Source organism: Streptococcus sanguinis (assembly GCF_020729765.1).
In the GTDB taxonomy this organism is placed as follows: Bacteria; Bacillota; Bacilli; order Lactobacillales; family Streptococcaceae; genus Streptococcus; species Streptococcus sanguinis_Q.
Genome location: NZ_JAJEPD010000035.1, coordinates 33203 through 47603, shown reverse-complemented (window position 1 = coordinate 47603; position 14401 = coordinate 33203). Strand labels below are relative to the sequence as shown.

The window sequence follows — 14401 nt, the reverse complement described above, 5'->3', positions numbered from 1 at the left end:
GTTATATTTCATTCTAACAGATTTCTAAATATTTCGCAAGCTAATCCAGCTGAATTCTAGATTGAACTAAACCTCTACCCTTTCATCCTCTTTTTGAAAATCCAGACAGAAGGGATAAAGAATAGGAAAGCATAGAGCAAAACCCAGAACAGATGTGGCAAAAGTGAATTTAAATCTTGAGCCAATGCCAACTGAACAGCCTTTGCTGCATGGGCAAATGGCAAGGAATTGCAAAATGCTTCAAAACCACCTCCTATCATCTCAATCGGAAGCACTGCTCCACTGAGAAAAACCGTGGCATTGATAAGAATAGTTCCAAAACCACTGACTGCATTACTGCTAGAGAAAGCTGAGCCTAAAAGCAAGCCCAATGAAATAAAGAGCAGAGCTACTGGAATCAAAACCAAGAGGGCGTAAAAAGTTCCCAGATTTAAGGATAAGCCAAAAATCATTGCAGTTGCAAAACTAGCTATGCCCTGTAAAAGAGCTAGAGGCAGAACTGGAATCGAATAGCCTAAGATATAATCCACACTTCTAAGTGGTGTAGATAGCAACCGCATGAGAAAAGAGCTATTGCGGTCTGTGGCCATTAAACTACCAACAAAAATAGTTAACCAGGAAGCACCAAACACCATCATACTTGGGGCAAAATTTTCAATGGAAAATATAGCTGGCATACCTTTGAGGCTCTGCTTCATAAGGGACAGGGCGATAATCAGAAAGACAGGAAAACCAATTCCCATCAGACTGCTGACATAATCACGCATGATTTCTTTGAAATTGCGCTTTGCAAAAATGAAGGCTCTCATGCTCATTCCCCTCCTTCCGTATAGGACAAAAAGGCCTCTTCAAAATCCTTCTTGCCGGAAGCTTGAATAATTTCCTCTGCTGTCCCCAAAATCTGCACCACTCCCTTATCCATAATGCAAAGTCGGTCGGCCAAAGCCTCGGCTTCTTCTAGATAATGTGTTGTCAGAATCACTGTAACTTTTCCCTTTAGCTGCTCAATATTCTTCCATAACTCCCTTCTAGCCCGTACATCCAGCCCCAAGGTCGGTTCGTCCAGAAACAAAATCTTGGGCTGACTGATTAGAGCCATTGCAATACTGAGCTTGCGCTGCCAGCCACCTGACAGGGACTTGGCTCGTTCATCCTGTCTATCCGTCAGGTCAAATGTCTCCATCAGATGCTCTGTCTTTTGCGCCGCTTCTTCCTTAGAAAATCCATATAAACGAGCAATCATCTCCAGATTTTCCCTGACTGTCAGCTTGGGAGCAACAGCTGTTTCCTGAGGTGAAACATTAATCATTTCCTTGATAGCATCTTCCTCCTTGCGAATGCTATGACCTAGCATTAGGGCATCTCCTGCTGTCGGCTCAACTAGACAGGACAGCATCTTAATCGTTGTTGTCTTCCCCGCACCATTAGAGCCCAGCATGGCAAAGAATTCACCCTCTTCAATTTTTAGATTCAAACCATCAACAACCGTCTTTGAGCCGTATTGCTTGGTCAAATCTTGCATCTCAACTGCATACATAAGGACATCTCCTTTCATCAGATATGAGGAAATAAAAAGCGAAATGTTATTTTAAAGATATGACTTTGATATCTAAAGCTAGTCACAACTTACTCATTTAGCTAAAAACTGAGCTATTCTAACTCAATCTCGAAAGAGTTTGGTACGATTTGTATAACTTCTTATACTTATTATACACCTATTCATTAGTAGTAGCAAATAAAAGCAAAAGAAAAAATCTGCTTAAGCAGATTCCGATTTTATAAATCACTTTTTGAATTCTTATCTCCATTGAAGGTCTGATTAAATAGATCTTCATAGAGCTCGTAACGCTGGATGGCAATGCCTTGCTGGGCATCTGCAAAGAGGACCAGAGCATCCCCAGGTTGAATTTCAAACATATCCCTCACTTCTTTGGGAATGACAATCTGCCCCTTGGGGCCAACCTTGACTGATCCCATATAGCGGTTTTTTTGAATATCTTCTTCCATTCTTTCTTGACTAACTCCCTTTCCGCTTCTATCTCTTCGTAAAATCTACTGGAGCAAACTGCACTTCATTTGCTCTTCTCATTCACTTGAGCTAATTCTATTATACAACTGCGAGAAAGGTTTTACAAGATGAGACTATCAAGAAAAAGAAGCCTGTCAAACAACAGACTTCTTTCTTTTTATTTGATAACCTGGCCAGCTTCTTTGAGGACATCTTCTGGTACAGTAATGCCAAGTTCTTTGGCATTTTTGGTATTGATTACAGATTTACCTGTATCGAAAATATCTACTGCAGTGTCAGCAGGTTTGGCACCTTTAAGAACTTTAGCTGCCATTTTTCCAGTCGCAACACCTAGGTCATACTGGTCTACAACGACAGAGGCAAGGCCTCCTTCTTCTACCATGGCTGTCGCACTTGGATAAATCGGCTTCTTAGCTTCTTTATTGCTGGACACAACTGTCGCAAAAGCTGATGCAATGGTATTGTCAATTGGAATCCATATAGCATCAACCTTGCCAGTCATGACATTCATGGTTGAAGCAATTTCATTGGTTGAAGGAACAGAGTATTCCTCTACCTTGTAGCCTGCCTCTTCAGCTAATTTTTTGAACTCTTCTACCTGAGCTTTGGAGTTGTCTTCGCTGCTAGAGTAGAGCGCACCGATAGTTTTGACATCTGGAGTCAATTTTTTAATCAGCTCTAACTGTTGCTTAGCTGGATTGCGGTCAGAGACACCAGTGATATTGCCACCTGGCTTGTCCAGATTTTTCACTAGGTTTGCTCCGACCGGATCTGTGATAGCTCCCATGACGATAGGCTTGTCCTTAGTAGCTGCAGCCAGTCCTTGTGCAGACGGAGTTGCAATCCCAATCAGCACATCATTGTTATTGGAGACCAGCTGCTTACTCATAGTAGAGACCTTACTCTGATCGCCCTCAGCATTCATAAAGTCAATCTTAATCTTGTCTCCCTTATAGCCTTCCTCAGCCAAACCATCCTGAATCCCCTTGTAAATCAAATCCAGCGAAGGGTGGCTAACATACTGCAGCACGCCTACCTTGACTGTCAGACTGTCGCCACTAGTCTTAGTGGTGTTGCCTTTGCTGTTCAAGTTGGAATAGACAATCCCACCGATTGCCAAAACGGCCAAAAGGCCTAAGATAGTCATTAAACGTTTATTTTTCATGTTCTTTCTCCATTTCTATGTTTTATATTTTTTCTGTTTAATCCCTAGGGACGCCATCGTTTAAACATAGGCAATTCTCCTCATTTTTTATAATAAGCAACAAAAAACCTCACACAGGTACTCTGTGTGAGGGCGTAAATCGCGGTGCCACCTCAATTATGGAAAATAGCAAATATTCCCCATGTCTCTATCTTGTCATCAAACAAGCTGCACTGTAAGGTGTGCCTACCGAATTCTTATTGTTTCAAATTCATTTTATCAATTAGCCCAATTTCGTAAAGATTTGCTGCTCATTTCCACCAACCACAAGCTCGCTAAAAACAAATGCATCTACTACTTTTCTAATTTCCTATATTTTAAGTTTTTCCTGAAAAGATGTCAAGACCTTTTTGAAAATTTTTATAAAATGTTCGGATTTGGTTTATAGAGGCAATTATAGACAAAAATTAAATTGCTTTTTGCCGAGACTTTAGAAGCTTTTAGCTTGGTTTTTTGTTATAATTTTCTGTAGCAACTTTCAAGGAGAAAAGTATGTCTTTCGACGGATTTTTTTTACACCACATGACAGAGGAGCTCCGTCGCGAATTGCTGGGCGGCCGTATTCAGAAGATTAATCAGCCCTTTGAACAGGAGCTGGTTTTACAGATTCGCAGTAACCGCCAAAGCCACAAGCTGCTCCTATCAGCCCACTCGGTCTTTGGGCGCGTCCAGCTGACAGATACCACGTTTGAAAATCCAGCTGTTCCCAATACCTTTATCATGGTGATGCGCAAATACCTTCAGGGCGCTGTTATTGAAGCAATCCAGCAAGTGGAGAATGACCGGATTTTGGAAATCAGTGTTTCCAATAAGAACGAAATCGGTGACAGCGTGGCTGTAACTCTGGTCATCGAAATCATGGGCAAGCACAGCAATATCATTCTCTTGGATAAGGCTAGCGGTAAGATTATTGAGGCCATCAAACATGTCGGATTTTCACAAAATAGCTATCGAACGATCCTGCCGGGCTCAACCTATGTCGCACCGCCTCAGACAGGCAGTCTCAACCCATTCACTGTGGGCGATGAAAAGCTCTTTGAAATCTTACATACTGAAGACTTAGAGCCCAAACGCCTGCAGCAAATTTTTCAGGGATTGGGTCGGGATACGGCTACTGAGCTCAGTGGTCGTCTGACCGCTGACAAGCTCAAAACTTTCCGAGCCTTCTTTGCCAGTCCGACTCAGCCAAGCCTGACCGAAAAATCCTTCTCTGCTCTGCTATTTTCCGACAGTAAGACCCAAATGTCCACGCTATCCGAGCTTTTGGACACTTTCTACAAGGACAAGGCTGAGCGCGATCGGGTCAACCAGCAGGCCAGCGAACTGATTCGCCGAGTAGAAAATGAGTTGGAAAAGAACCGGAAAAAGTTGGGCAAGCAGGAGGAAGAACTCCTAGCAACGGAGAATGCAGAAGAATTCCGCCAAAAAGGGGAACTCTTAACCACCTTTCTCCATCAAGTTCCCAACGACCAAGATAAAGTTGAATTAGACAATTACTACACAGGTGAGAAGATCATTATCTCGCTTGACAAGGCCCTAACTCCCAACCAAAATGCCCAGCGCTATTTTAAACGCTACCAGAAGCTCAAAGAAGCCGTCAAACACCTGACCAGCTTGATTGAAGAGACTCGAGCTACTATACTCTACCTAGAGAGCGTGGAAACAGCCCTTGCTCAGGCCAGTCTGACTGAAATCGCAGAAATCCGAGAAGAACTAATCCAGACTGGCTTTATCCGCCGACGCCAAAGAGAGAAAATCCAGAAAAGACAGAAACCGGAGAAATATTTGGCAACAGATGGCCAAACTATTATCCTAGTTGGACGCAATAATCTACAAAATGACGAGCTGACGTTTAAGATGGCCAAGAAGGACGAGCTTTGGTTTCACGCCAAGGATATTCCAGGTAGTCATGTGGTGATTACTGGCAACCTCCAACCTAGCGATGAAGTCAAGACAGACGCTGCCGAGTTAGCAGCCTATTTTTCCAAAGCTAGACTCTCCAATCTGGTCCAAGTAGATATGATTGAGACTAGAAAGCTCAACAAACCAACCGGTGGAAAGCCAGGATTTGTCACCTATACGGGCCAGAAAACCTTGCGCGTCACACCAGATGAAGAGAAAATTAAAAGCATGAAGATATAAAGTTACCCTCTTTAACTATCAAACTGACTTAGGAGCAGGACGGTCATTAGCTAGCTGAAGCTTTCTATTATCTCCATCACTTTCAAGAATTTTTTGATAACAAAACAGGTAGAACATAAGTTCTACCTGTTTTTGCGCTCTCCCGAAATTCTTCTAGTTCGTTAACGGAATTTCTTCAAGCCTATGTTAGTCTTCAGACTTTTTCTTTCTCTTCTCTAATCCAAGCAATCCCAAACCTGATACTCCCGCAAGTAAGCTTGCTGCTAAATATGAGGTTTCTTCCGTACCTGTCTTAGGAAGGGATTTTGCACCCTCGCTCTTAGAAAGAGAAGGTGGTGCAGGCGTAATCGTCCGCTCTGGCTGAACAGGATCTTCTGTCACAGTCGGAACATAGACTGCTGAAATAGTTTGACCATTGCGGTCTTTGCGAATCACTGTCACGCCATCAGCTTGACCGACAAAGCCAGTTTCCGGTACAAAGGTCACAGTGCCATCTGGCGCAATCGTGTAAGTACCTTGACCTGGAACAACCTTTTCGGTGCTGCCATCCTCAAAAGTTGGCGGAACGGTTGGATCCACGTCGCCTTCAAAGATTGGTTTACCAGTCTGTGGCTGGCCTTTGAGACCGGTGCTGCCGGTATCTTCTGTAGCAGTGCTTCCCAAAACAGTTGGGGTATAGGTAGCCGTCACAGCATTTCCATAAATATCTGAACGCTTCACGACAGCTCCGCGAGCAGTTCCGACAAAGTCAGCTTCTGGCACAAAGGTCACTGCCCCTAGCATATTGAACCTGTAAGTTCCCTCACCTGGGACAACCATTTCGGTGCTGCCGTCCGCAAAGGTCGGTGCCACTGCTTGGTCAATCGCCCCTTCAAAGATCGGCGTGCCTGTTTGAGCTTGGCCCTTGCGGCCGCTAGATACACTGTCCTGACTAGTTGATGGTTCAACTACGGTAGGAACATAACGAGCTGTCACTGAGCTGCCATTCTTATCACGACGGACAAGGGTCACACCGGTTCCCTTACCAAGGAAATCAGCATCTGGAGTGAAGGTGACTGTACCACCTGGTTTGATGGTATAAGTTCCCTGACCTGGAATAGTCTTTTCCTTGCTTCCGTCTTCGAAGGTTGGCTCAACTGACTCATCAATTGGAACCAATGGATCACCTGCTTCGAAGACAGGTGTGCCTGTTTGAACATGGCCCTTGATATTTGTAGAGATCGCATCTTTACCAGTTGGAGTTACCTTGGCGAACTCTGGACTGTAGGTCGCAGTTACTGGCGTACCATTCTTGTCCACACGTTTCACAGTGATTGGATCTGGTTTACCTACAAATTGCTTATCTGGGGTGAAGGTCACTGCTCCATCTGGAGTAATGGTGTAGGTTCCCTGACCTGGAATGGTCTTTTCCTTGCTGCCATCGTCGAAGCTTGGCACAACTGAGTCATCAATTGGAACCAGTGGATCACCACCTGCAAAAGTTGGGGTACCGGTTTGCGGAACACCCTGAGGACCGGTGCTAGTCGCTGTGGTGCCGGTTGGAGTTACCTTAGTAAACTCTGGGCTATATGTTGCAGTTACTGGCGTACCATTCTTATCTACTCGTTTTACAGTAATTGGATCAGGTTTACCTACAAATTGCTTGTCTGGCGTGAAGGTCACTGCGCCATCTGGAGCAATGGTGTAAGTTCCTTGACCTGGAATCTTCTTCTCCTTGTTGTCATCTTCGAAGGTTGGCTCCACTGTGTCATCGATTGGAACTAGTGGATCACCACCCGCAAAAATTGGGGTGCCAGTTTGCGCAACACCTTGAGGGCCAGTGCTGGTTGCGTTGGTACCTGTAGGAATCACTTCTTTCACTACTGCTTGATATTTGACGGTGATTGGAGTACCGTTGGCATCCACACGAGTCAATTCAAGTTCTGGCGTTTCACCCTTGAATTGTTTGTCTGGAGTGAAGATCACCTTGCCGTCTGCATTCACTTTGAACTTACCAACATTCGGTACTTCTTTAACTGCGGAACCATTATCAAACAGTGGAGTTGAAGCAGCTGGGAATGGAACAGAGTCATGGCCTGGGGTAAAGCTTACTTGCCCTTCTTGAACTTGGCCTTGCAAGCCTTCTGTCTTAGTGCCAGTACCAGTTGGAGTTACTTTCGTAAATTCTGGGCTGTAGGTAGCCGTTACTGGAGTGCCATTCTTGTCCACACGTTTCACTGTCACTGGTTCTGGTGTACCAACATATTGTTTTTCAGGTGTGAAAGTCACTACGCCATCTGGTGCAATGGTGTAAGTTCCTTGACCTGGAATCTTTTTCTCCTTACTTCCATCTGCGAAGGTAGGCTCTACTGCGTCATCGATTGGAACAAGTGGGTCGCCTCCTACGAATGTCGGTGTGCCAGTTTGCGCAACACCTTGAGGACCAGTGCTAGTCGCATTAGTGCCAGTAGGAATCAATTCTTTCACTACCGCTTGGTACTTAACTGTAACAGGGGTGCCATTGGCATCAGTGCGAGTCAATTCAAGTTCTGGCGTTTCACCCTTGAATTGTTTGTCTGGAGTGAAGATCACCTTGCCGTCTGCATTCACTTCGAACTTACCGACATTCGGTACTTCTTTGACAGAAGATCCATTGTCAAATAACGGAGTCGAATCTGCTGGGAATGGCACAGAGTCGTTCCCTGGTGTGAAGGTCACTCTACCTTCTTGGACTTGACCTTGCAGTCCTTCTGTCTTAGTGCCAGTACCAGTTGGAGTTACTTTCGTAAATTCTGGACTGTAGGTAGCTGTTACTGGAGTGCCGTTTTTATCGACACGTTTTACAGTCACTGAATCTGGCTTGCCTACAAACTGCTTCTCTGGCGTGAAAGTCACCGCGCCATCTGGAGTGATGGTATAAGTTCCCTGACCTGGAAGGGTCTTCTTCTTGCTTCCATCTTCGAAGGTTGGCTCGACTGCTTCATCGATTTGAACCAGTGGATCACCACCCGCAAAGGTTGGTGTGCCAGTTTGAGGAACTCCCTGAGGACCTGTACTATTCACATTAGTACCTACTGGTGTAACCTTAGTAACAGTTGGCGTGTAAGTTGCAGTCACTTCCGTGCCATTTTTATCAACACGTTTCACAGTCACTGGTGTTGGTGTACCTATATACTGTTTCTCTGGAGTAAAGGTGACAGAACCATCTGAGTTGATAGTGTATTCCCCTACTCCCTGAACAGTCTTCTTAGACTGACCGTCTTCGAAGGTCATAGGACTATCCATATCAATTGGAACAGCAGAGTCGCCAGGAGTGAAAGTAGGCGTCCCCTTTTGCGGTTGACCTTGGATACCAGTTGATTCAGCATTGGTGCTGGTTGGTATCACCTTGGTAACGGTCGGTGTATAAGTCGCGGTTATTTCTGTGCCGTTAGCATCGACTCGTTTAACCGTAACAGGTGTCGCCTTGCCAGTAAATTGCTTAACTGGTTGGAAGGTAATGGAACCATCTGAATTAATGGTATAAGTTCCTTGATTAGCCACTACCAAAGTGTCAGTCCCATTTCCAAAGGTCATTGGTTTGGTCATATCGATTGGAACCGCTTGGTCTCCTGGGCTGAAAGTTGGCTTGCCACTTTGCGGCTGACCTTGGAGGCCGGTTGATTCAGCATTTGTACTAGTTGGCGTTACCCGTGTTACCGTTGGCGTATAGGTGGCAGTAACTTCCGTGCCATTCTTATCTACACGTTTAACAGTCACTGGAGCTGGGGTACCCACATACCGTTTGTCTGGGGTAAAGGTGATAGTACCGTCTGAGTTGATGGTATATTCTCCTACTCCTTGAACTGTCTTCTTAGGTTGACCATCGTCAAAAGTCATTGGAGAATCCATATCAATCGGAACTAGCGGATCACCACCTTGGAAGCTTGGGCTACCTGTTTGCGGAACACCCTGAGGGCCTGTGCTAGTCGCGTCGGTTCCTCTTGGAACCACTTCTTTCACTACTGCTTGGTATTTGACTGTAACAGGAGTGCCATTAGCATCGGTGCGAGTCAATTCAAGTTCTGGTGTTTCACCCTTGAACTGTTTATCTGGAGTGAAAGTTACAGTGCCATCAGCATCCACTTCAAACTTACCGACATTCTGTACTTCTTTCACTGTTGAATGGTTATCAAACAATGGAGTTGAACCAGCTGGGAATGGAACAGAGTCGTGCCCTGGTGTGAAGGTCACTTTACCTTCTTGAACTTGACCTTGCAGGCCTTCTGTCTTGTTTCCAACACCAGTTGGCTTTACAGCTGTCACCGTTGCTTGATATTTTGCCTTAGCGATGGTACCGTTGACATCTGCACGACTGACTTCAATTTCTGGTGTTTTACCTACAAATGTCTTGACCGGGGTAAAGGTAATATTACCATCAATATCCACTTCAAACTTGCCAACATTTTCAATTTCTTTCACATTGGTACCAGTGTCAAAAACTGGGGTACTGTCTGCTGAAAAACCTACTTCTGGTCTTCCAGCTTCAAAAGTAATTTTACCATTCTGAACCAATCCTTGTAGACCTTCAGTCTGATCGCCAGTTGCGTTTGGAATAACTTCTTCAACAGTAGGAGTGTAAGCAGCCGTTACTTCTGTGCCATTTGTGTCAACTCGTTTAACCTTGACTGGGGTCGCCTTGCCAGTAAATTTCTTCTCTGGCTTAAAAGTAATGGAACCATCTGAATTAATAGTATAAGTTCCTTGATCAGCTACTACCAATGTGTCGGTACCATTTTCAAAGGTCATGGCTTTGCTCATGTCAATTGGGATTTGTTGGTCACCTGGACTGAAAGTTGGCTTGCCGCTTTGTGGTTGACCTTGCAGGCCTGTTGACTCAGCATTGGTGCTGGTTGGTGTGACACGCGTCACGGTTGGTGTGTAAGTAGCCGTTACTTCTGTTCCATTTGTGTCTACGCGTTTAACTGTTACTGGAGATGGGGTCCCCACATATTGCTTGTCTGGCGTGAAAGTAATCGTACCATCTGACTCAATGACATAAGTCCCGACCTTGTCTACCTTCTTGGTTGTTTGATTATCTTCAAAGGTCATTGGTTGGGCCATATCAATCGGCACAGCTTTGTCGCCTGGTGTGAAAGTAGGTGTACCTGATTGTGGTAGACCTTGAAGACCAGTGCTAGTCGCATTGGTACTTGTAGGAACCACTTCTTTCACCACTGCTTGGTATTTGGCTGTAACAGGAGTGCCATTCACATCTGCTCGAATCAATGTCAACTCAGGAGTGGTTCCCTTAAACTGCTTGTCTGGTGTGAAAGTAACTTTACCATTCGCATCCACTTCAAATTTACCGACATTTGGCAATTCTTTAACAGTCAAACCATTGTCAAAGAGCGGAGTTGTTTCAGCTGGAAACGGCACAGAATCATGACCTGGTGTGAAGCTAACATGGCCTTCTTGAACCTGACCTTGCAATCCTTCTGTCTTATCACCAGTACCAGTCGGAGTTACCTTGGTAACAGTTGGCGTATAAGTCGCCGTCACTTCGGTACCATTTTCGTCAACTCTTTTGACCGTCACTGCGGCTGGGGTTCCCACATATTTCTTATCTGGGGTAAAGGTAATAGAACCATCTGAATTGATGGTGTATTCTCCCACGCCCGCAACAATCTTCTTAAGTTGATCATCATCAAAGGTCATTTGCTTGTTATAGTCGATTGGAATCGCTGGATCACCTTCCTTGAAGACTGGCGTTCCTGTTTGTTGCACCCCTTGAGGACCTGATGAAGTAGCAGGTGTGCTGGTTGGTGTGACCTTGGTCACGTTAGGTGTATAGGTTGCAGTCACTGCGGTACCATTGGCATCAACACGTTTGACCGTCACTGGAGTCGCCTTACCAGTGAATTGCTTAAGCGGCTTGAAGCTAATGGTATCATCTGAATTGATAGTATAAGTTCCTTCATTAGCTACTTCCAAAGTGTCCGTCCCATTATCAAAGGTCATGGCTTTGCTCATGTCAATTGGGATTTGTTGGTCACCTGGGGTGAAGGTCGGCTTACCACTTTGTGACTGACCTTGCAGACCGCTTGACTCAGCATTGGTACTTCTTGGTGTTACTTGGGTTACCTTAGGTTGGTAGCGTGCCCGATGTGCTTTACCATCGGTATCACTGACTTGAACTACCACTGGGTCTGGCGTACCATAAAAAGTTTTGATAGGTTTGAAAGTCACTTGGCCGGTATTTGGATCTAATTCATAGGTCCCGACTTGCTGGCCATTGGACATGGCTGGCACCGTGTTGCCTGCTACTGTCTGACCGTTAGCATCCACAAAGCTAGCCGGACGAGAAGCATCTGGCACGACAGGGGTCGTATTCGCATCATCATCGTTAAAGACTAGCGTTTTGTTTTGTTCCAGTCCCTGAAGACCACTTGATTCATAGTTTGGAATCTTACGAACTGTCGGCACATAACGGCCATCCATTGTAGTCAATTGTTCATTTTGATTAGGATCAGAAGCATCCCCCGAAGTCCATCCAGTCGAGGTACCATTGCTATCTATCCAGCGAATATTAATTCCATCAGCAGTTCCAGAAAAGTCTGCATTTGGAGTGAAGGTTACTTGCACGTCATTGCCATTGACGGTCAAGCGATAGGTCCCTTCTGGACGAATATAGTTGCCATCAACAGGAGTCAGAGCATTGCCTTGTTTATCCAGAACCTGAGGCGCTTGGGTACTCATAACTGCATTAACACTGTCATCTGAACGATCCGTTCCTTTAGGTGTGAAGTGAAGGACAGCAGTTTGAGTCTCACCTGTAAAGCCATCCGTAGTCTGCTTCTCCCCCTTAGGAGGATAAATGCGGTGCAAGAGCATATCTTCTACTTCACCGCTAAAGGCAATACCGGTTGGTTGCTCAATATCGCCTTTATTAGTCGCAATTCGGAAACGCATACCCAATTTGTCCACTTGTCCGCCACTAATATTTGGGTTGGCATTGAAGGTCAAGGTATAGTCACCAGCAGTTGTAACCTCTTGTAGATTGCTACCTTCGCTTTCATTGAAGACTCCATCATTGTTGAAGTCTATCCAGGCCTTGACATAGGATTTAGCATTGCCATTTGGGTTAGCTTTGATTTTAATCGTATAAGTTCCATTTTTTGCTTTGTCTAAATCAAGCAAATCATTAGAAGTACTTAATTGATCGTCCGCTAGTAATTGGCTGGCCCCCTCGTCCTTATGCTCCTTTTTATCATCCAGAACCCAGTCATTGGATGACTCAACATCAATATCAGCTGGCGTTGTTCCCAAATAAGGTTGCTTAATAGGAGCATCAGTCACCGAATCACGTCCCGAAATGGTATGGAAGGCTTCGCCATAACTCTCAGGCCCATCACTCCCATCTACTACGAGAAAGCCCATCATCATGGCTTGTTGCCCAGATGAAGCGACATAGAATCCTACTTCAGAGGCCCCACGCGTCATCACGACTGGAACCGTCCGTTCGTTAGAACGGTTTGGTCCGAAGACCTGAGTACCCAGACCTCCTGTCACAGTATCTGGACTGAGATATTTATACCAGTCTACGCTCTTATCTTTTAAGATTAAAAGACCCCTTAACTTAACGTCCTCATCATCCAACATTTTTTTGGTGATAATCGTATAGGCTTCTTTGGCCTTGCTATTCTTCTTCCACTCACCTAGGTATTCCCAACCCGTACCGTTAGTGGTAAAGATTGCGAATTCACCTGGGTTGGCATCTTCACCATCGGCCATAACCACCGTAGGGGCGACACGCTTACCAAGATAGGTTGCCTCAATATTGAATTTCACTCCCCAGTTGGTTGAGTTCTCTGGGTAAACCAGCTGGGTCTTTCGTCCTTGCGTATTAAAACCTTGATCACGGATGGCAGTCCATTGATTCTGAATAGCTCCTGTCACCGAAGGAGGAGTTTGACCATACTTTGCTGCAGACTTTAAATATCCATTCTGAGCATTTGGGTCATAAGTATTTGCTGTCGGTGTTCCTTCAACCCGTTTTCTATAAGTTTCAGTCGAGTTAAAAGGTTTAAGCTCAGTGACCGTCAGGGTTACTTCATAGCCAGGTGAAATTTCCTTGGTGAAGGTGGTCCCTACCTGAAGACCGCCGCGTTGATCCAAGTTTTTCCAACTGGCAGTATCTGAGAAGTCAAGCCAACTAATCTGCTTGGCTAACTGAACACTGTCTTTCTTAACTGATTCATCCAAGCTTGGTTTAGGTACTCGTGGCGTAGAGGTAGCATCATCTGCCCCAGCTGGCCCAGTACCTATCGGAACTCCTGTTGTTACGCTGTTCTGTTGTCCAGTAGGTGTAGCATCCCGTCTCACACGACGAGAGCGATTAGGCTGAGCTAGATCTGCGGTTGCTTCTGACTTTTCAGCCACGACAGCCGCGTTGGATGTTTCTGGTTGAACAGTGATTGGTTGAGTATTCTCAACTGGTTTAGTTGTTGTAGATTCAGTAGGTTCTTCAACTTTCTCAGAATCTGAGCTTCTTGGACTAGGATTATCATCTGATTGAGGGGTATCAGTAGCAAAAGGAAGTGCTGAACTTTCTTTTGCATGTAAATGTTCAGAAGCCACAGTTTCAGCAGAATTCACTGATGATTCGGCTATTCCTGTTTGCGAAACTTCGTTTTGGGCACCAGAATCACTAGCTTCATCAGCACTAACTTGTGCCGCTGCTCCCAAAAGAAGCAGGGTTGACAAGAGCACAGAACAAACACCGACGTTTAGTTTTCGAATCGAAAACTTACGCAGGTGAGGATTAAATAAATCTTTTCCCATAATAATCTCCTAAATAATCATCTAGTTACAATAGTTTTATTATACAACATTCCATTTTAGTTAGCTATATATATAACTATAATTATATAAAAAATTTTTAAAAAAATTGACACAAAGCATTTTATAGTCTATTTTTGAAAACAAAAGAAAAAATAGACCATAGAAAAATCCTTATAAATTAAATAAATCTGAGAGTATCTCAGATTCTACTTTAATGTTTAACA

6 protein-coding genes and 1 other annotated feature are annotated in these 14401 nt (G+C 44.7%); of the genes, 1 reads left to right on the top strand and 5 read right to left on the bottom strand.

Going from position 1 to position 14401, the window contains the following annotated elements:
• Positions 1–74 precede the first annotated feature (74 nt).
• From K4H96_RS04930 to trpX, 4 genes are all read right to left on the bottom strand, one after another.
• Positions 75–809 carry an ABC transporter permease gene (locus K4H96_RS04930; RefSeq protein WP_009660468.1) on the bottom strand — a complete coding sequence of 245 codons (735 nt, stop codon included), beginning with the start codon at positions 807–809 and terminating at the stop codon, positions 75–77.
• A 2-nt stretch (positions 810–811) separates the two neighbouring features.
• On the bottom strand, positions 812–1555 hold the full coding sequence (locus K4H96_RS04925; protein WP_004187351.1) for an ABC transporter ATP-binding protein: 744 nt from the start codon (positions 1553–1555) through the stop codon (positions 812–814).
• 221 nt (positions 1556–1776) lie between these two features.
• A complete protein-coding gene (locus K4H96_RS04920; RefSeq protein WP_002910015.1) occupies positions 1777–2007 on the bottom strand; it encodes an AbrB/MazE/SpoVT family DNA-binding domain-containing protein in 231 nt (76 codons plus the stop codon).
• Between the two features lie 179 nt (positions 2008–2186).
• A complete protein-coding gene (gene trpX, locus K4H96_RS04915; protein ID WP_223336719.1) occupies positions 2187–3194 on the bottom strand; it encodes a tryptophan ABC transporter substrate-binding protein in 1008 nt (335 codons plus the stop codon).
• 125 nt (positions 3195–3319) lie between these two features.
• Positions 3320–3554: a binding site (T-box leader), on the bottom strand.
• A 171-nt stretch (positions 3555–3725) separates the two neighbouring features.
• Between trpX and fbpA the strand changes: the two genes are divergently transcribed.
• Positions 3726–5375 carry an Rqc2 family fibronectin-binding protein FbpA gene (gene fbpA / locus K4H96_RS04910; protein ID WP_223336718.1) on the top strand — a complete coding sequence of 550 codons (1650 nt, stop codon included), beginning with the start codon at positions 3726–3728 and terminating at the stop codon, positions 5373–5375.
• 186 nt (positions 5376–5561) lie between these two features.
• On the opposite strand, the gene K4H96_RS04905 is transcribed toward fbpA, so the two are convergent.
• Complete coding sequence (locus tag K4H96_RS04905; protein WP_223336717.1) at positions 5562–14177, bottom strand: CshA/CshB family fibrillar adhesin-related protein; 8616 nt, start codon at positions 14175–14177, stop codon at positions 5562–5564.
• Positions 14178–14401: the final 224 nt, after the last annotated feature.

What these genes read in the sequence shown, in the direction of transcription:
- trpX (WP_223336719.1), bottom strand. Translation starts at nt 3,194, where the DNA reads ATGAAAAATAAACGTTTAATGACTATCTTAGGCCTTTTGGCCGTTTTG.
- K4H96_RS04925 (WP_004187351.1), bottom strand. Translation starts at nt 1,555, where the DNA reads ATGAAAGGAGATGTCCTTATGTATGCAGTTGAGATGCAAGATTTGACC.
- K4H96_RS04920 (WP_002910015.1), bottom strand. Translation starts at nt 2,007, where the DNA reads ATGGAAGAAGATATTCAAAAAAACCGCTATATGGGATCAGTCAAGGTT.
- K4H96_RS04905 (WP_223336717.1), bottom strand. Translation starts at nt 14,177, where the DNA reads ATGGGAAAAGATTTATTTAATCCTCACCTGCGTAAGTTTTCGATTCGA.
- fbpA (WP_223336718.1), top strand. Translation starts at nt 3,726, where the DNA reads ATGTCTTTCGACGGATTTTTTTTACACCACATGACAGAGGAGCTCCGT.
- K4H96_RS04930 (WP_009660468.1), bottom strand. Translation starts at nt 809, where the DNA reads ATGAGAGCCTTCATTTTTGCAAAGCGCAATTTCAAAGAAATCATGCGT.